The sequence below is a fragment of the Meridianimarinicoccus roseus genome (assembly GCF_003172915.1).
GTDB classification, from domain to species: Bacteria; Pseudomonadota; Alphaproteobacteria; order Rhodobacterales; family Rhodobacteraceae; genus Meridianimarinicoccus; species Meridianimarinicoccus roseus.
In genome coordinates, this window is the sequence record NZ_QGKU01000048.1 from 108,406 (window position 1) to 123,703 (window position 15,298).

The following is a 15,298-nucleotide window of genomic DNA, read 5'->3' on the forward strand; positions in this document are numbered from 1 at the left end:
AATCCAGCGAAGGCGGTCTTGTCTTTCACCCCATGGATCAGTTCATCGTCTCGCCGCTGTTCGGCGACGGGCCGGTGGCATGGTACACCCCGACCAACGTGACGTTGTGGCTGGCGCTGACCGTGGCGGCCATCGCGCTGCTGCTGGTCAACTCGACCCGTGATGCGCGCGTGGTGCCCGGCAAGGCGCAGTCGATCGCGGAGTTGGCCTATGGCTTCGTCTACAAGATGGTCGTCGACGTCACCGGCAAGGATGGGGTGAAGTATTTCCCCTACATCATGACGCTGTTCATGTTCATCGTCGTGGCCAATTTCCTTGGCCTGCTGCCCATGGCCTTCACGACCACCAGCCATATCGCCGTGACGGCGGTCCTGGCGGTCGCGGTGTTCCTGACGGTGACGATCCTCGGTTTCGTGCTGAACGGGCCGTCCTTTCTGGGGATGTTCTGGGTGTCTTCGGCGCCGCTTCCGTTGAGGCCGGTGCTGGCGCTGATCGAGGTGATTTCCTACTTCGTGCGCCCTGTCAGCCATTCCATCCGACTTGCAGGCAACATGATGGCCGGTCACGCCGTGATCAAGGTGTTCGCGGGCTTCGCCGCGATCGCCGCCATCTCGCCGCTGTCGGTCGTCGCGATCACCGCGATGTACGGGCTGGAAGTTCTGGTGAGCTTCATCCAGGCCTACGTCTTCACGATCCTGACCTGTGTCTACCTGCGCGATGCGCTGCATCCGCACCACTGACACGGGCCAGTCCGCAACAACCAATCGAATGCCAATTCCAACGTAAGGAGTACGACAGATGGAAGGCGATATCGTTCAAATGGGTGCTTACATCGGTGCTGGTCTGGCCTGCATGGGCATGGGCGGCTCCGCGATGGGTGTGGGCAACGTCGCCGGCAACTTCCTGGCGGGCGCCCTGCGCAACCCGTCGGCCGCTGCAGACCAGACCGCGACGCTGTTCATCGGCATCGCCTTTGCGGAAGCTCTGGGGATCTTCTCGTTCCTCGTCGCGCTTCTGCTGATGTTCGCCGTCTGATCCACCCGGACCATTGTTACAGGTCGGGCCGGGCCGCAGTCATGCGCCCGGCCCGTCTTCGGCAAACAGGTTCCTGGAGGACGACATGGCTGACAACACACAGGCTGCGCACGGGGCAGATGCCGCGCATGGCGCCGCCGCAGCGGGGCACGCGGCCGACGCGCCGGGCATGCCGCAACTCGATTTTGGGACCTTTCCCAACCAGATCTTCTGGCTGATCGTCGCGCTTGTCGCGATCTACTTCATCCTGTCGAAAGTGGCCCTGCCGCGCATTGCGGGCATCCTTGCCGACCGTCAGGACACGATCACCAACGACATCGCCGCGGCGGAAGAGCTGAAGCTCAAGGCGAAGCAGGCCGAGGCCGCCTATGAAAAGGCGCTGGCCGACGCCCGTAGCGAAGCGACGCGCATCGCCAACGACACGAAGGCGGCCATGCAGGCCGACCTGAACGAGGCGATCGAGAAGGCCGATGCCGAGATCTCCGCCCGTGCGGCGGAGTCGGAGAAGGCCATTGCCGAGATCCGTGCCTCCGCGCTGGAAAGCGTCGAGGCCGTGGCAAAGGACACCACGGGCGCGCTTGTCGCAGCCCTTGGCGGTCAGGCTGACGAGGGCCGGATCAACGCGGCGGTCGACGCCCGGCTGAAAGGATGAGGCCGATGAGAACGCTGACCCTGGCCCTTCTTGTGGCCGCTACGCCGGCGCTGGCCGCGGGCGACCGTTTCTTCTCGCTTGGCAACACAGATTTCGTGGTGCTGCTGGCCTTCCTGCTGTTCATCGGTGTGCTGGTTTACTTCAAGGTGCCCGGCTTGCTGGGCGGTCTGCTGGAGAAGCGGGCCGACGGCATCCAGGCGGAGCTGGACGAGGCGCGCAGCCTGCGTGAGGAAGCCCAGTCTCTGCTGGCGTCCTACGAGCGCAAGCAGAAAGACGTGCAGGCGCAGGCGGACCGTATCGTGGAACAGGCCAAGAAGGACGCGGAAGCCGCGTCCAAGCAGGCCGAGAAGGACCTCGAAGTGTCCATCGCACGCCGCATGCAGGCCGCGGAGGAACAGATCGCTCAGGCCCAGGCATCCGCCGTACGCGACGTGCGTGACCGGGCGATCGCCTTGTCCGTGTCCGTGGCGCGCGACGTGCTGACCGAGGACATGAGCCCCGAGGCCGCTGCGGCGCTGATCGACAAGTCGATCGAAGAGGTAGGACAGCGCCTGAACTGATCCGCACACGCCGTTTCGGTAGAAAGATGAATTAAGGAAACCCGGCCTTTGAGGCCGGGTTTTTTGCTTCCGGGATTGACGCCGAAATCTCGGGGGCTAGGCTTCGGCCAAGGCTTGGAAATAGAAGGGAATTGCCGGATGCGAGTGATCGGAACCGGGTTTGCCAGAACCGGAACGATGTCTCTCAAGATCGCGCTGGAACAACTCGGCTGGGGCCCTTGTCATCACATGGAAGAAGTGTTGATGAACCCTGAGCAGTTGGGCCTGTGGCAGCGCCTCGCTAACGGCGAAGGGGGCTTCGCGGCCGATGAAGCCTTCGACGGTTACAACGCGCAGGTTGATTGGCCCGGTGCCGCAGTCTGGCGCGAATTGCACGGCACCTATCCGGACGCCTTGGTCATTCACACCGTACGGCCCCCGAATGGATGGTGGTCGAGTTTCGACGCGACCATCGGCTGGCTCGGCCGTGATCTGGACACGCTGGATCTGCCACCGCACATGAAATCGGTTTTCAGGATGTGGTATGATCTGGTTGTCCCATCCACGTTCGGGGGAACGATCAGCTGCAAGGAAAAGGCGATTGCCGCTTTCAAGCAGCGCGAAGAAGAAGTGCGGGATGTCGTTCCGGAAGAGCAACTCCTGATCTTCGACGTCGCCGAAGGTTGGGCCCCTCTTTGCGCGTTCCTTGGTGTCGAGGCGCCTTCAAGGGGCTTCCCGCACATGAACCTGCGCAGCGAGTTCTGGGAACTGGTAACGTTGGTCAATGCGCCTCAATCAAAGACGCACTGATCACTTCACCCGCGCCGCGCGCTCCCGTTCATGGGCAAGGCGCTGTTCGGCGGTGCGTTCGTTGGCTTCGGCGCGCTGGCGGTCGCGCAGCATTGCTTCCACGAAATCGAGATGCGCGATCACAGCGCTGCGCGCTGCGTCCGGGTCACGGGCCTGAAGCCCGGCATTGATCTGCGTGTGCTGCGCCAGAAGCCCCTCGCGATTGGCGCGCTGTCGGAACATCGACTGGCGGTTGTAGAACACGCCTTGCTGGAGCAGGTCGAACATCGACCGCATCATGTGCAGCATGATGACGTTGTGGCTGGCTTCCATGATGGACAGGTGAAATTCGGCGTCCAGTTGCGCCTCCAGTGTCGGATCGCGCAGCTTGTGCGCCTCGAGCATCCGCTGGTGCAGCGTGTCGATCACCGCGAGATCGGTGTCGCTTGCCATCCGTGCGGCGCGGTCGGCGGCCAGCGCTTCGATGTCACGGCGGAAGGCGATGTAGTCGAACACCGCGTCGTCATTGCTGGCGAACAGTTGCATCAGCGCGGGTGAGAAGGCTGACCCCAGCACTTCGGCCACATAGATGCCGGAATTGGCCCGGCTGACCAACAGGCCGCGCGCCGACAGGCTGGCCACCGCGTCGCGCAGGCTGGGCCGCGACACACCGAGCCGTTCGGCAAGATCGCGTTCCGACGGCAGCCGTTCACCGGGCCGCAGCACGCCGCGCAGGATCAGGTCCTCGATCTGGCGAATGACCGACTGGGACAGTTTCTCGGGTTCGATCTTGCGGAATGTCATCGCGCTCCCCCACGCAGGTCGCGCGATGATAGGCGGGCCGGACCTCTCCGTCCAGCCGCCGCTTGTGCCGTCGTCAGCCCTGCTGCGCGGGGCGGATGACGATCTCCACCCGGCGGTTCTGGGCGCGTCCCTCGGGGGTCAGGTTTGACGCGATCGGCGCATCCTCGCCCCGGCCGGTGGCGGTGATCCGCCCGGCGGATACGCCCGCGCCCACCAGCACACCGGCCACCGATCCGGCCCGCCGCGTGGACAGGTCGAAGTTGTAGGCGGCATCGCCGGTATTGTCGGTGTGCCCGGTGATGATGACGTTGGTATCCGGATAGCGTTGCAGGTTCGCCGCGAAGGTCTGCAACTCGGACCGCGCGCCGGAACTGACCTGCGCGCTGTCCACCGCGAACAGGATGTCCTGCGGGAAGCTGACCAGAAGCTGGTCGCCCTGGTTGTTCACCGTGATGCCGTCGCCGAGGTCGCGGTCGAGTTCCCGCGCCTGGCGGTCCAGTTGCTGGCCGATCAGCCCGCCAATGGCCGCGCCCGCGACGGCACCTGCCGCGGCCTTGCCGCCGCTGCCGCCCGTGGCCGGGCCCGCAAGGATGCCGCCGATCACGGCGCCGGTCACGGCGCCGGTGGTGGTGTTGCGGTTCTCGCCGCCGGTGGGGCTGTCGAACTGGCTGGCACAGCCGCCCAGGACAAGGCCGGCGGTTGCGACAAGCGCGATGGGTCGGATCATGACTGCTGCCTCTGCTTTGTTTTGCGCAGTATGCCATGTCGCGCCACCGGATGGCCAGTCACCGAAGCGCGATGACGTCAGGGATGTGCGGGTTCCGACGCCGCGTCCCGGCGCGCGCCCTCCCAGGCCAGCATCGCGCGCTTGACGGGCAGCCCCCAGTGGTAGCCGCCAAGCGCGCCGTCCTTGCGCAGCACCCGGTGGCAGGGGATCAGGAAGCTGATCGGGTTGCGCCCCACCGCGGTGCCGACGGCGCGGCTGGCGCGCGGTGTGCAGACCTGCGCTGCGATATTGGAATAGGTCGTCACCGTGCCGCTGGGGATGGCCAGAAGCGCCTCCCAGACCTTGATCTGGAACGGCGCGCCGATCAGGTGCAACTTCGCGTCGCCGCCGCCCATCGCGCGGGCGGCCATCGCCGCGACCTCGCCGTTGTCGTCGGGCAGCACCCGCGCCCTGGGCCAGCGCCGCACAAGGTCCTCTCGGGCGGCCTCTTCGCCCATGTCGGCGCAGAAGCCCAGACCGCACAGCCCGCGGTCGGTGGCCATGGCGATGGCAGGGCCGAACGGCGTGTCGCAGCGTGCCTCGCGGATCGTCAGCCCTTCGCCGCCGCGAGCGTACTGGCCCGGGGACATCGCCTCCCAACGCAGGAAAAGGTCGTGCAGCCGCCCCCCGCCGCTGAGCCCGAGATCGTGCGCGGCGGCCAGCGTTCCGCCGCTTTGCGCCAGCATCGTCCGTGCTTGCCCTAGCGTCAGATACTGCTGGTAGCGTTTGGGCGAGACCCCGACCCATTGCGAGAACACACGCTGGAAATGGGCAGGCGACATGTGCAAGCTGCGCGCAAGATCGGCCAGCGGCAGCGGGGCGCCGCCCGCGGCGTCGATCGCCCGGATGGCGCGGGCGATCACCTGGTAGTGATAGCGGTTGTCGGCCTCGGCGCCGCTGGGAAAATCGGAGAGTGTCATGGCGGAAGATCTAGAGGGCGCGCGCGCCGAAAGCGACCCGGAACCTGCGCAAGCGGCCCCGGCGGATGTCGGCCGGGCCCGGCCCGCGCGCAAGACCGCCGCCCGGCGCAGGACGTCCAAGGGGCCGGCCGCCTCGGCCCGGTCCGCGACGCCGATGTCGCCACAGGCCGATTACGCGACCGTGCGCGAAGCCTTCGCCCGCTTCGCCGAGGCCGAGCCCGAGCCGAAGGGCGAGCTGGAGCATGTGAACGCCTTCACCCTGCTGGTGGCCGTCGCGCTGTCGGCGCAGGCGACGGACGTGGGCGTGAACAAGGCGACACGCGGCCTCTTTGCCATCGCAGACACGCCCGAGAAGATGCTGGAGCTGGGCGAGGAAGGCGTTACTGCGCATATCCGCACCATCGGGCTTTACCGCAACAAGGCGAAGAACGTCATCAAGCTGAGCCGAATTCTTGTGGACCAGTTCGGCGGGCAGGTGCCGTCCTCGCGTGCGGCGCTGCAATCGCTGCCCGGCGTCGGACGCAAGACCGCCAATGTGGTTTTGTCGATGTGGTGGGGCCATCCGGCGCAGGCGGTGGACACCCATATCTTCCGCGTCGGCAACCGCACCGGCCTGTGCCCCGGCCGCGACGTGGACGCAGTGGAACGCGCGATCGAGGATCACGTACCGGTTGAGTTCCAGCGTCACGCGCATCACTGGCTGATCCTGCATGGCCGGTATATCTGCAAGGCGCGCAAGCCGGCCTGCGGGGTGTGCCTGATCCGCGATCTGTGCGCCTTCCCGGACAAGCTGCAGAACGGCGTGGCGGCTTGACAAGCGGGGCCGCGGGCCGCGAAAACCCTCGCGCAACCGGCTGACAAGGAAAGGCCACCCGATGCCCTTCGCCTATGACGATCAGAACATCTTCGCCAAGATCCTGCGCGGCGAGATCCCCAACGACACGGTGCTGGAAACCCAGCACACGCTGGCCTTCCGTGATATTCACCCGCAGGCGCCGGACCACGTGCTGGTAATCCCGAAGGGGCCGTACGCGACCTACGACCATTTCGCGCTTGCCGCGTCGGACGAGGAGATCGTGGACTTCACCCGCACGTTGGGCGAGGTTGCGCGCGCCGTGGGCGCGCAGCCCAGCGAGGCTGGGGGCGGCTTCAGGCTGATTTCAAACGCGGGCGAGGATGCTGTGCAGGAAGTGCCGCACATGCACGTGCATCTGGTGGCAGGGCGGCCGCTGGGCCGCATCCTGCAACCGGCATGATCGCCGTCATCTTCGAAGTGGAAGTCGCCGAAGGTCAGCGCGATGCGTATCTCGACATGGCCGCGAAGATGCGCGTGCATCTCGCCGAGATGGAGGGGTTCATCTCGGTCGAGCGGTTCGAGAGCCTGACGACGCCCGGCAAGCTGCTGTCCCTCTCGTTCTGGGAGGACGAAGCCGCCCTGACCCGCTGGCGCACACTCGAGGCGCATCGCGGAGCGCAGGCGCAAGGGCGGTCGGCCTATTTTGCCGACTACCGTCTCCGCGTGGCCGGGATCATCCGCGATTACGGCATGTTCGATCGCGCGCAGGCCCCTGCCGACAGCGTAGCCGCGCACGGAGCTTGACCGAGCGCGCGGACCGGACCGGGGCGGGTCAGTCCAGCGAAGCGTCGAACTGCACCAGCGTGCGGTCCGGTTCCGCACTTGGCTGCAGGGCGATCTTCGCATTGCCGATCCCGGGGCCGGAAAACTGGATCTGGCGGGTGTCGATGGCCTCGGGCTGCGGCGCAATGACGTAGCCCGCCTCCTGCAGCGCCTCGGTCCAGCGGTCGAGCAGCGCGCCCGCGTCCTCGCCCGTCATGAAAGAGAAGATCCGCGTGGAAGATCCGATCGCCCGGTCGACGGTTATTTCCATGTCGCCGGGCAGGGCGATTTCGCCGGGGATCCAGTCCTGCGCCTGCTGCGCCCAGATTGTCATGGCCGACATCAGGATCAGGGCGGTGGTCATCGGCGCAAGGCTGACTCGGATCATGGCGGGGTTCCTTCACTGTTGCGCGGGCGACGATAGGACCGCGGCGAGATGATGGCAAACCGGCGGGCCGCGGCGGGCGGTTTTCAGCGGATCGGCGCGAACCGCGCCCTGTCCAGCGTGCAGTCGCGGCGCGCATCGGGCGCACAGACCCGCGGCTCCAGCCCACGGGTCAGGCACAACCGCGCCTCGGCGATGTCGCCGTCGCGGCAGGTGATCGTGAGCATGTCCGCCGTCCAGCCGGGATTGGCTTCGAGGAACGCGTCCTCGATCACGGACGCGGGCAGGCGCACCGGGTCCGTCAGGCGGCGCAACAGATCGGGGCGGACCACGCTGTCATAGGCTTGTCGCGCGGCCCTGTGATAGTCGCGCCCCGAAAGGCCCGAACAGCGCCCGTGCTTGCGCCACTGGTACGCGGCCAACCCGCCCGAGCCCTGAATATCGGCCATCGCATCGTTCTCGGCCCGACTGGGCGGGCGACGGTCGGTCGCACAATCCTCGGGCCAGCCGCGTTCGTATTGGGGCCAGAGCCCGTGTAGCACCCAGCCATGATCGTGGCGCGCGTCGCATTGGTCGGCCCCGCGCGCATCGCCGGTCCGGGCGCACCAGTTCGGCGACCAGGACAGGGCCAGGACGTAATAATCGAACGCTCCGGCGGTGTCCGCACGCGGCGCGGCGGCTGGCAGCGCAGCCAATGTCAGCGCCAGCAGCAGCTTCGGCAAGATTCGCATTTTCTCTTTCCTCTGCCTCTTGGAGCCAGTATATACCGGCCATCTTCCCAAAATCGAGAAGACGCGCCAGCCCGGTGCAGCCGATTTCCCGGCACGGGCGAAATTTGCGGAAAATCCGACAGCGCGTCAGGCACAGGAGTTGAGACATGCAGGGCAAGCCGATCATGGCCAAGGCAACCGCCGTTTGGCTTGTGGACAACACCACGCTGAGCTTCAAGCAGATCGCGGAATTCTGCGGCTTTCACGAACTGGAAGTGCAGGGCATCGCGGATGGCGACGTGGCCACCGGCGTGAAGGGGTTCGACCCGATCGCCAACAGCCAACTGGACCAGAGCGAGATCGACAAGGCCGAGGCCAACCCGCTCTATCGCATGAAGCTGAAGCACAACCCGGCCGCCACAGGCGAGGACAAGCGCCGCGGGCCACGCTATACGCCGCTGTCCAAGCGCCAGGACCGGCCCGCCGCGATCCTTTGGCTGGTGAAGTTCCACCCCGAACTTGCCGACAGCCAGATCAGCAAGCTGGTCGGCACCACCAAGCCGACGATCCAGTCGATCCGCGAACGCACGCACTGGAACATCGCCAACATCCAGCCGATTGACCCCGTCGCGCTGGGGCTTTGCCGACAGTCCGAACTGGACGCCGCCGTCCAGAAGGCCGCCGCCAAGAAGGCGCGCGAGGGCGTGGTGATGACCGATGACGAGCGGCGCAAGCTGGTGTCGACCGAACAGTCGCTGGAGATGGACACGGAACCGAAGATGCCGACCGCGATCTCGGGGCTGGAGACCTTTACCCTCAGCGAGAACAAGTATGACAGCAGCGACGACAAGGTCGATGCCGACAGCTTCTTCAACCTGCCCGAGGGCGGTGATGACGATGAGGACGGCAATGACGACGATCCGCGCGACCGGGCCGATCCGCGCGACTGACCGACCTTCGGCGGCCGGGGGCTGACGGGGCCGGGCCGCTGCGCTAGGCTGCCTTCAGGCGATGACGGGAGGCGGCGGCGATGATGGGCTGGATCTGGCGGTGTTTTGCGGCGCTTGTGCTTCTGTCGGCGCTGGCGGCCTGCGCCAGCCTGTCCAAGGAGGAATGCCGCGGCGGCGACTGGCGCGGCATCGGCTTTACGGACGGCGCGAACGGACGCGGACCCGAGCATATCGAACGTCACCGCAAGGCCTGCGCAAAGGTCGATGTCGTCCCCGACATGGCGGCGTGGCTGGAGGGGCGAAAGGCGGGTCTGCAAAGCTATTGCACGCCTGCCAAGGCTTATGATGTGGGGCGGAGTGGCGGGTCCATCGCGCCCTATTGCAGTGGCGCGCAGCTTGCCCAGATGCGGCCCGCCCACGATCACGGCATGGCGTGGTGGGAAACCCAGCAGGATATCAACGCGCTGCGCAGCGACCTGAACGAGGTGGAGCGCCTGATAATCGCTCTGCCCGCCGATGCAGGCGCTGCGCGCAGCCGTCTGACAAGCGAGCGTTGGCGGATCGAACGGCGCCTGCGCAGCGCCGAGCTTCGCCAGAGCCGCTATGCAAGCTGGCCGCGCTGAGCGCCGGGGCGCCCGACCCTAAAGCCTGCGCCGTGCCTTAAGCGCAGCGCCGATCGTGCCGTCGTCGAGGTAGTCCAGCTCCCCCCCGACGGGCACGCCCTGCGCCAGCGACGTGACCTGCACGCGCCCTTCCAGAAGGTCGGCGACGTAATGCGCCGTGGTCAGCCCGTCCACCGTGGCGTTGAGCGCGAGGATCACCTCGGTCACGGCCTCTGCGCCGATCCGCGCTTCGAGCCGGGGCAGGCCCAGATCCTCCGGCCCCACATCGTCCAGCGCCGACAGGGTCCCGCCGAGCACGTGGTAGCGTCCGGTGAAGGCGCCTGTGCGTTCCATCGCCCACAGGTCGCCCACGTCTTCCACAACGCACAAAAGCCCGGTCGCGCGCTTCGGATCGGCGCATATCGGGCACAGGTCGTCTGTGGCGATGTTGCCGCAGCTTACGCACTCGCGCGCTGTTCGGGCGACCTCGGCCATCGCCTCTGCAAGCGGACCGAGCAATTGGCCGCGCCGACGCACGAGGTGCAGCACCGCGCGCCGGGCCGAGCGCGGGCCGAGGCCGGGCAGGCGCGCCATCAATTCGATAAGCGCCTCTATGGGGGTGCCGGGGCCGGTCACCGCGCGCTCCTCGCGGTCAGAACGGCAGGTTCATGTCGGCAGGCAGGCCCATGCTTTCCTGAAGCTTGCGCATCTCTTCCTGCGTGCGCTCCTGCGCCTTGCCCTGCGCGTCCTTGATCGCGGCCAGGATCAGGTCTTCGACCATCTCCTTGTCGTCGGCATTGAAGATCGACGGGTCGATGGACAGGCTGGTCAACTCGCCCTTCGCGGTCGCCGTAGCAGTGACCATGCCCGCGCCGCTTGCGCCGGTCACGGTGATGCGGGTCAGTTCTTCCTGCAGCGCGGTCATCTTCGTCTGCATCTCCTGGGCCGCCTTCATCATCTTGCCCATGTCGCCAAGGCCGCCAAGTCCCTTGAACATCGTGTGGTTCCTTTCGGGTTGAGGAAATCAGATCAGGCCGGGTCGTCCTCGAACGGATCCCAGCCCTCGCCAGGATCGTCCGCGCCGCCGGTGTCGTCGTCGGGGTCGGGGGCTTCGGGCAGCGCGTCGCGTGCCGCTGCCGCCGCAAGGTCGCCGGGTGTGCGGATTTCGCCGACATCGGCGCCGGGCAGGGCGGCGAGCACCGCCGCCACAAGCGGGTGCGTGCGGGCCTGCGCCTTGCGTGCCGAGCTTTCGGCATCGCGCGTTTCCGCGATCGTCGGTGCGCCGGGTTCCGCCGTGGTCACGCTGACCGCCCAGCGGATGCCGGTCCATCCCTGCAGCTTCGCGCCCAGTCGCTGCGCAAGATCCCCTGGCGCGCTGTCATGGGGCCGGAAGGTGATCCGCCCTGGCGCATAGGCCACAAGGTGCAGGCCGGTTTCCACGTCCACCAGCAGCTTCACGTCGCGGCGGTGCCGGATCAGGGCGACCACGCTTTCGAAATCGGGATAGGCGTCGAGTGCGGGGGCCGGCGCAGTCAGATGCACTGCCGCTGCGCCGCCGCCCTGATGCAGGCTGAGCCGCGCGCTTCCACCGCCGCCGTCCGGGCCCTGTGGGAGAGGTGCGGGCTGCGCGGATGCCGGGTGCGGGGGGGCGCCTTGCCCGGCCGGCGCAGGCGCGACGCCGGGCGCGGGCGCGGGTGACGGTGCCGCCGCGCCGCTGCCGCCCTGAAGCCGCTCAAGCTGGCGCATGAGGTCCTCGGGCGGGGGCAGGTCGGCCACGTGGGTCATCCGGATAAGCGCCATTTCTGCGGCCATCATCGCGTTCGGCGCGGCGGCGGTTTCTTCCAACGCTTTCAGAAGCATCTGCCATGCCCGCCCCAGCACCCGCTGCGACAGCTTTCCGGCCATCGCGCCGCCGCGTTCGCGGATGTCGGGTGGCAGGGTCGGGTCATCCGCCGCGCCGGGCGTGACCTTGGTGACGGAAAGCCAGTGAGCCACCTCGGCAAGGTCACGCAGCACCGACAGCGGGTCCGCGCCGTCGGCGTATTGCGCCGACAACTCGTTCAGTGCGCCCGCTGCATCGCCGGACATGACCATGTCGAACAGGTCGAGCACGCGACCCCGGTCGGCCAGCCCAAGCATCGCGCGGACCTGCTCGGCGGTGGTTTCGCCCTGGCCGTGGCTGATCGCCTGGTCCAGCAGCGATGTTGCGTCCCGCGCGGAGCCTTCGGCAGCGCGGGTGATCAGCGCCAGCGCGCCGTCGTCGATCCGCGCGCCCTCTGCATCTGCGATGCGGCGCAGCAGCGCCAGCATATCCTCGGGCTCGATCCGACGCAGGTCAAACCGCTGGCACCGCGACAGCACCGTCACCGGCACCTTGCGGATCTCGGTCGTGGCAAAGATGAACTTCACATGCGCGGGCGGCTCTTCAAGCGTCTTGAGAAGCGCGTTGAACGCCGAGGTGGACAGCATGTGCACCTCGTCGATGATGTAGATCTTGAAGCGGCTTTCGGCGGGCGCGTAGGTCACGCTGTCGATGACGTTCTGGCGGATGTTGTCCACGCCAGTGTTGCTGGCCGCGTCCATCTCGATCACGTCGACATGGGTGCCCGCCGCGATCCGCGTGCATTGGGGGCAGGTGCCGCACGGGTCAGTCGTCGGCCCGTCGCGGCCGGTGCAGTTCATTCCCTTGGCGATGATCCGGGCGGTCGTGGTCTTCCCGGTGCCGCGGATGCCGGTCATGATGAAGGCTTGCGCGATTCGCCCCGCCTTGAAGGCGTTCTTCAAGGTACGGACCATGGCCTCCTGGCCGACGAGATCGGCGAAGGTGTCGGGCCGGTACTTGCGGGCGAGCACCTGATAGCCGGTCGTTTCTGCCACGCGAGGGAGCCTTTCGGATTCGTTGTCGCCCCAGCCTATGGGTCGGATCCGCCAAGGTCCAGCGGTGCGCCCGCGGTGCGGAATGGCTGACTTGCGCGGGCAGACGTCGCGGGGCCTTCTCGGGGTGTCCCGAATTTGGCTGAGGAGGCGCAGAATGGCCAACTTCCTGAACCCGACCCAGCACGCCAAGATCGCGCGGATGCTGGACAAATCAATCAACATTCCCTTCGTGAGCAGCGACCGCGAGGCGGACATCTTTCTCAAGGTCGCGCGCGTGATCGACGAGAAAGTGGAATCGCGGTTGCCGGACGAATTGCTGGCGGGGTTGAACGCGCCGGAGATCCGGGTGGCCGACATCGTGGCGCAGGCGCTGCGCGAGAATCTGGTGCCGATGCTGGAAGGGATGCTGACGCTGCCCTTCCTGCCCGCCGACATCAAGCGGCGCCTGCTGGAGGTGGTCGTCGACTACCTTGTCCGGGCGATGGCCGAGAACACGACCTTGGACGACGAGCTTGACGCCTTCCTGTCGACGGTATGAGCGCCATCCAAGTGCCTGAAAATAAAAAGGTATCTGTGATGCCCCAGTGGGCGGGGCCTTGTGGCCGCACCGCCCGTGCGTGGGGTGAGAGGCTGGACAACGACCCAAGCGGGGCTCGTTACGGCTGCTTCCTTCCGGACCTGACCGGGTTGGCGAGGCGCCTGCCCGCGCCAACCTCTCGACCCCGAGATAGGGGAGGCGGCCGCCGGATGCAACCCCGTCGCGGCCCGGTAAACCGGCATCGGATTTCCATATGACTCGCATATGAATTCCATATGAGTCTTGTATGAAGCGTCTCTGGGCCGCGCACCCCGGCGCGCGCCGGGGGAAATCGCCCGCCGCCGTGCCCCGCGCTTGACTAAACCTGCCGTTGCGGCACGAATGGTTCTGTCCCGGTCAACAAGAAGGTCCCGCGCGATGCAGATGGAACGTTACACGCTCGTCCAGCGGCTGCTGCACTGGATCATCGCGGTGCTGGTGCTGGGGTCTCTGGCCGGGGGCGCGATGCTCTACAGCTTCGGGTTCGAGGGGCTGCGCGACACTTTCGGCATGGACGTGACGAACACGATCTATACGGCGCACAAGACCCTGGGCCTGCTGATCCTGGGGCTGATGCTGCTGCGGGTCGCCGCGCGCTATGGGCTGGGCGTGCCGCCGCCCGCGCCGACGCTGAACGGGTTCGAGCGGGCCGCCTCGGCCGCCGTGCACGGGGCGCTTTATGTCGGGCTGATCGGGATGACGCTGCTGGGCTGGCTGGCGACCGGGGCGGGCGGCTTTCCGGTGGAGTTCTTCTCGGGCCGCCTGCCGGGGATCCTGCCCAAGAACGAGGGACTGTCGGAGACGCTGTTCTGGATGCACGGTCTGGTGGCGGTGGGGCTTGTCGGCCTGATCGCGCTGCACACGGGCGCCGCGATGATGCACTGGAAGGTGAAGAAGGACGGGGTGATGGAGCGGATGATGTTGTGGGGTGGGGGGCGTTAGTTGGGAGGGTTGGTTTGGGGCGTTTAGCTGTTTGGCGCCCAACGCGGAAATCGACCTTATCTGCGGCTACCACTGTATCGCCTTTCTAAGTGAATATTCGCCGCGAATCCTGCGCTTTCCCTTGTTACGTGAGTTGCATGAGTATATTTAACTTCTCTCAAGGAGAGCCGAACCGGGCAAAATCCGCTTGATACGAAGTTTTGTTAACTTGTGATAGCTCGCGGGCTCTGGAATCCACATACTCAAATAGAGGCTTTAATCGTGCATAAACTGGCATATCAGTGAGGTAGTCCGGGCCACGTGCATAAAGAGGTTGGAATTGTTGCCTAAGCAGGCTTCCGCCGCATTCCTCACAAATCGTTTTTGAAATGGGACTCAGAAAATTAAAAGTTTCGGATATGAAGGCTGCATCAATTTCGGCGGCATGATCTGCTAGCATCTCGTCGCCTATACGTGTTGCATCATAGTGAATGATCATACCGGCGTTGTGTGCTACTGAGTGTCTAAGAATCCAAAGCTTTTCCAATGTTTCCACTTCCCGAGCACCGAAGGCATTCCTGTTAAAAAGGCTACAGTATCTCGCATTTACCTGCGCTGGAGAGTGCCAGCCAAGCGTAGAGTGAACGAGAGTGGAGCCGATCGTGGCCATGCCAGAGCGGTTTGCCAAAACCCGGTCCACGTTAATCTCGAGCCACTTCTCTTTCTTGATCTTCTCATCCAAGAGGGTCGTGGCATCTACCGCCTTCGCAACGAAGTCTTTTAAGAAGTACTCAAATGAAGCCATGAGCTGGCCAAACAATGCTAAGTGAATTCGGTGACGATGCTTTAAAGCAATTCCGCCACGAGCCGACTCCGCTAGTCTCTCATCAGAAAAGTAGCAGGCAGCTAAAACTTGGCCTTTCCCTTGGGAGTAGAAAAACGAGCCAGGGCTCTTTTGTCTTTTCCGTTCATCTCGCTCAACATCAACTGTATCACGGTTGCGACGAGATGGGATCGGAAAGCTCAATGGAATCTCCCAAGAGTTCTTAGTAATTAGCCCAAACCATTATCAAAAGATGGTCCCTATTGCAACAATTCAAGTCAGTTGAGGACGGGCCTTGATAAACGTCGCAGCGAATATCCGGTTGCCGCC

Annotated in this window: 21 protein-coding genes and 1 other RNA gene; 12 read left to right on the forward strand and 10 right to left on the reverse strand. The window is 65.5% G+C overall.

Going from position 1 to position 15,298, the window contains the following annotated elements:
* Nucleotides 1–32: 32 nt before the first annotated feature.
* The 5 genes from DKT77_RS15695 to DKT77_RS15715 all read left to right on the forward strand — a co-directional run bounded on the left by DKT77_RS15695 (nucleotide 33) and on the right by DKT77_RS15715 (nucleotide 3,036).
* Nucleotides 33–740 carry a F0F1 ATP synthase subunit A gene (locus tag DKT77_RS15695; RefSeq protein ID WP_109812619.1) on the forward strand — a complete coding sequence of 236 codons (708 nt, stop codon included), beginning with the start codon at nucleotides 33–35 and terminating at the stop codon, nucleotides 738–740.
* A gap of 58 nt (nucleotides 741–798) precedes the next feature.
* On the forward strand, nucleotides 799–1,035 hold the full coding sequence (locus DKT77_RS15700; RefSeq protein ID WP_108262886.1) for a F0F1 ATP synthase subunit C: 237 nt from the start codon (nucleotides 799–801) through the stop codon (nucleotides 1,033–1,035).
* Nucleotides 1,036–1,120: 85 nt separating this feature from the next.
* A complete protein-coding gene (locus DKT77_RS15705) occupies nucleotides 1,121–1,687 on the forward strand; it encodes a F0F1 ATP synthase subunit B' (RefSeq protein WP_109812620.1) in 567 nt (188 codons plus the stop codon).
* A gap of 5 nt (nucleotides 1,688–1,692) precedes the next feature.
* On the forward strand, nucleotides 1,693–2,247 hold the full coding sequence (locus DKT77_RS15710) for a F0F1 ATP synthase subunit B (protein ID WP_109812621.1): 555 nt from the start codon (nucleotides 1,693–1,695) through the stop codon (nucleotides 2,245–2,247).
* Between the two features lie 138 nt (nucleotides 2,248–2,385).
* Complete coding sequence (locus DKT77_RS15715) at nucleotides 2,386–3,036, forward strand: sulfotransferase family protein (protein ID WP_109812622.1); 651 nt, start codon at nucleotides 2,386–2,388, stop codon at nucleotides 3,034–3,036.
* On the opposite strand, the gene DKT77_RS15720 is transcribed toward DKT77_RS15715, so the two are convergent.
* The 3 genes from DKT77_RS15720 to DKT77_RS15730 all read right to left on the reverse strand — a co-directional run bounded on the left by DKT77_RS15720 (nucleotide 3,037) and on the right by DKT77_RS15730 (nucleotide 5,505).
* Nucleotides 3,037–3,819 carry a FadR/GntR family transcriptional regulator gene (locus DKT77_RS15720; protein ID WP_109812623.1) on the reverse strand — a complete coding sequence of 261 codons (783 nt, stop codon included), beginning with the start codon at nucleotides 3,817–3,819 and terminating at the stop codon, nucleotides 3,037–3,039.
* A 73-nt stretch (nucleotides 3,820–3,892) separates the two neighbouring features.
* Nucleotides 3,893–4,546 carry a YiaD family glycine zipper/OmpA-like lipoprotein gene (locus DKT77_RS15725; protein WP_109812624.1) on the reverse strand — a complete coding sequence of 218 codons (654 nt, stop codon included), beginning with the start codon at nucleotides 4,544–4,546 and terminating at the stop codon, nucleotides 3,893–3,895.
* Between the two features lie 77 nt (nucleotides 4,547–4,623).
* The gene (locus DKT77_RS15730) at nucleotides 4,624–5,505 is read right to left on the reverse strand and encodes a methylated-DNA--[protein]-cysteine S-methyltransferase (RefSeq protein WP_109812625.1); all 882 of its coding nucleotides are present in this window, start codon (nucleotides 5,503–5,505) and stop codon (nucleotides 4,624–4,626) included.
* A 154-nt stretch (nucleotides 5,506–5,659) separates the two neighbouring features.
* On the opposite strand from DKT77_RS15730, the gene nth reads away from it, so the two are divergent.
* The 3 genes from nth to DKT77_RS15745 all read left to right on the forward strand — a co-directional run bounded on the left by nth (nucleotide 5,660) and on the right by DKT77_RS15745 (nucleotide 7,105).
* Complete coding sequence (gene nth, locus DKT77_RS15735) at nucleotides 5,660–6,319, forward strand: endonuclease III (protein WP_109812803.1); 660 nt, start codon at nucleotides 5,660–5,662, stop codon at nucleotides 6,317–6,319.
* A 61-nt stretch (nucleotides 6,320–6,380) separates the two neighbouring features.
* Complete coding sequence (locus DKT77_RS15740; RefSeq protein WP_109812626.1) at nucleotides 6,381–6,761, forward strand: HIT domain-containing protein; 381 nt, start codon at nucleotides 6,381–6,383, stop codon at nucleotides 6,759–6,761.
* Complete coding sequence (locus tag DKT77_RS15745; RefSeq protein ID WP_109812627.1) at nucleotides 6,758–7,105, forward strand: antibiotic biosynthesis monooxygenase family protein; 348 nt, start codon at nucleotides 6,758–6,760, stop codon at nucleotides 7,103–7,105. The genes DKT77_RS15740 and DKT77_RS15745 overlap by 4 nt, the downstream gene beginning before the upstream one ends.
* A 28-nt stretch (nucleotides 7,106–7,133) precedes the next feature.
* Here the strand turns inward: DKT77_RS15745 and DKT77_RS15750 are convergent, their stop codons facing one another.
* Complete coding sequence (locus DKT77_RS15750; RefSeq protein ID WP_109812628.1) at nucleotides 7,134–7,511, reverse strand: hypothetical protein; 378 nt, start codon at nucleotides 7,509–7,511, stop codon at nucleotides 7,134–7,136.
* An 83-nt stretch (nucleotides 7,512–7,594) separates the two neighbouring features.
* Complete coding sequence (locus DKT77_RS15755; protein WP_109812629.1) at nucleotides 7,595–8,239, reverse strand: ribonuclease T2 family protein; 645 nt, start codon at nucleotides 8,237–8,239, stop codon at nucleotides 7,595–7,597.
* Nucleotides 8,240–8,385: 146 nt separating this feature from the next.
* On the opposite strand from DKT77_RS15755, the gene DKT77_RS15760 reads away from it, so the two are divergent.
* Nucleotides 8,386–9,168: a DUF1013 domain-containing protein gene (locus DKT77_RS15760; protein WP_109812630.1), complete on the forward strand. Its 783-nt coding sequence runs from the start codon at nucleotides 8,386–8,388 to the stop codon at nucleotides 9,166–9,168.
* Between the two features lie 80 nt (nucleotides 9,169–9,248).
* Entirely contained in the window at nucleotides 9,249–9,791 is a 543-nt protein-coding gene (locus DKT77_RS15765) for a DUF2799 domain-containing protein (protein WP_109812631.1), read from the forward strand.
* 18 nt (nucleotides 9,792–9,809) lie between these two features.
* Here the strand turns inward: DKT77_RS15765 and recR are convergent, their stop codons facing one another.
* Genes recR through DKT77_RS15780 form a run of 3 tightly spaced genes read right to left on the reverse strand, consistent with a single transcriptional unit; the run spans nucleotide 9,810 to nucleotide 12,686 of the window.
* Nucleotides 9,810–10,406, reverse strand: a complete 597-nt coding sequence (gene recR / locus DKT77_RS15770; RefSeq protein WP_274520098.1) for a recombination mediator RecR — start codon at nucleotides 10,404–10,406, stop codon at nucleotides 9,810–9,812.
* A 16-nt stretch (nucleotides 10,407–10,422) separates the two neighbouring features.
* Nucleotides 10,423–10,767 carry a YbaB/EbfC family nucleoid-associated protein gene (locus tag DKT77_RS15775; protein ID WP_109812632.1) on the reverse strand — a complete coding sequence of 115 codons (345 nt, stop codon included), beginning with the start codon at nucleotides 10,765–10,767 and terminating at the stop codon, nucleotides 10,423–10,425.
* Nucleotides 10,768–10,799: 32 nt separating this feature from the next.
* The gene (locus DKT77_RS15780; RefSeq protein WP_420798325.1) at nucleotides 10,800–12,686 is read right to left on the reverse strand and encodes a DNA polymerase III subunit gamma/tau; all 1,887 of its coding nucleotides are present in this window, start codon (nucleotides 12,684–12,686) and stop codon (nucleotides 10,800–10,802) included.
* Between the two features lie 115 nt (nucleotides 12,687–12,801).
* Here DKT77_RS15780 and DKT77_RS15785 point away from each other — a divergent pair, with 115 nt between their 5' ends.
* On the forward strand, nucleotides 12,802–13,185 hold the full coding sequence (locus DKT77_RS15785) for a hypothetical protein (RefSeq protein WP_238547944.1): 384 nt from the start codon (nucleotides 12,802–12,804) through the stop codon (nucleotides 13,183–13,185).
* Between the two features lie 83 nt (nucleotides 13,186–13,268).
* Here the strand turns inward: DKT77_RS15785 and ffs are convergent.
* Nucleotides 13,269–13,365: signal recognition particle sRNA small type (gene ffs, locus DKT77_RS15790), an RNA gene on the reverse strand.
* Nucleotides 13,366–13,602: 237 nt separating this feature from the next.
* On the opposite strand from ffs, the gene DKT77_RS15795 reads away from it, so the two are divergent.
* Nucleotides 13,603–14,166, forward strand: a complete 564-nt coding sequence (locus DKT77_RS15795; RefSeq protein WP_109812635.1) for a cytochrome b — start codon at nucleotides 13,603–13,605, stop codon at nucleotides 14,164–14,166.
* A gap of 157 nt (nucleotides 14,167–14,323) precedes the next feature.
* On the opposite strand, the gene DKT77_RS20725 is transcribed toward DKT77_RS15795, so the two are convergent.
* Complete coding sequence (locus DKT77_RS20725; RefSeq protein ID WP_146205021.1) at nucleotides 14,324–15,172, reverse strand: hypothetical protein; 849 nt, start codon at nucleotides 15,170–15,172, stop codon at nucleotides 14,324–14,326.
* Between the last annotated feature and the right edge of the window lie 126 nt (nucleotides 15,173–15,298).

Excerpts from the sequence above, each read along its gene's own strand:
- DKT77_RS15695 (WP_109812619.1), top strand. The coding sequence starts at position 33 with ATGGATCAGTTCATCGTCTCGCCGCTGTTCGGCGACGGGCCGGTGGCA.
- DKT77_RS15700 (WP_108262886.1), top strand. The coding sequence starts at position 799 with ATGGAAGGCGATATCGTTCAAATGGGTGCTTACATCGGTGCTGGTCTG.
- DKT77_RS15705 (WP_109812620.1), top strand. The coding sequence starts at position 1,121 with ATGGCTGACAACACACAGGCTGCGCACGGGGCAGATGCCGCGCATGGC.
- DKT77_RS15710 (WP_109812621.1), top strand. The coding sequence starts at position 1,693 with ATGAGAACGCTGACCCTGGCCCTTCTTGTGGCCGCTACGCCGGCGCTG.
- DKT77_RS15715 (WP_109812622.1), top strand. The coding sequence starts at position 2,386 with ATGCGAGTGATCGGAACCGGGTTTGCCAGAACCGGAACGATGTCTCTC.
- DKT77_RS15720 (WP_109812623.1), bottom strand. The coding sequence starts at position 3,819 with ATGACATTCCGCAAGATCGAACCCGAGAAACTGTCCCAGTCGGTCATT.
- DKT77_RS15725 (WP_109812624.1), bottom strand. The coding sequence starts at position 4,546 with ATGATCCGACCCATCGCGCTTGTCGCAACCGCCGGCCTTGTCCTGGGC.
- DKT77_RS15730 (WP_109812625.1), bottom strand. The coding sequence starts at position 5,505 with ATGACACTCTCCGATTTTCCCAGCGGCGCCGAGGCCGACAACCGCTAT.
- nth (WP_109812803.1), top strand. The coding sequence starts at position 5,660 with ATGTCGCCACAGGCCGATTACGCGACCGTGCGCGAAGCCTTCGCCCGC.
- DKT77_RS15740 (WP_109812626.1), top strand. The coding sequence starts at position 6,381 with ATGCCCTTCGCCTATGACGATCAGAACATCTTCGCCAAGATCCTGCGC.
- DKT77_RS15745 (WP_109812627.1), top strand. The coding sequence starts at position 6,758 with ATGATCGCCGTCATCTTCGAAGTGGAAGTCGCCGAAGGTCAGCGCGAT.
- DKT77_RS15750 (WP_109812628.1), bottom strand. The coding sequence starts at position 7,511 with ATGATCCGAGTCAGCCTTGCGCCGATGACCACCGCCCTGATCCTGATG.
- DKT77_RS15755 (WP_109812629.1), bottom strand. The coding sequence starts at position 8,239 with ATGCGAATCTTGCCGAAGCTGCTGCTGGCGCTGACATTGGCTGCGCTG.
- DKT77_RS15760 (WP_109812630.1), top strand. The coding sequence starts at position 8,386 with ATGCAGGGCAAGCCGATCATGGCCAAGGCAACCGCCGTTTGGCTTGTG.
- DKT77_RS15765 (WP_109812631.1), top strand. The coding sequence starts at position 9,249 with ATGATGGGCTGGATCTGGCGGTGTTTTGCGGCGCTTGTGCTTCTGTCG.
- DKT77_RS15775 (WP_109812632.1), bottom strand. The coding sequence starts at position 10,767 with ATGTTCAAGGGACTTGGCGGCCTTGGCGACATGGGCAAGATGATGAAG.
- DKT77_RS15785 (WP_238547944.1), top strand. The coding sequence starts at position 12,802 with ATGGCCAACTTCCTGAACCCGACCCAGCACGCCAAGATCGCGCGGATG.
- DKT77_RS15795 (WP_109812635.1), top strand. The coding sequence starts at position 13,603 with ATGCAGATGGAACGTTACACGCTCGTCCAGCGGCTGCTGCACTGGATC.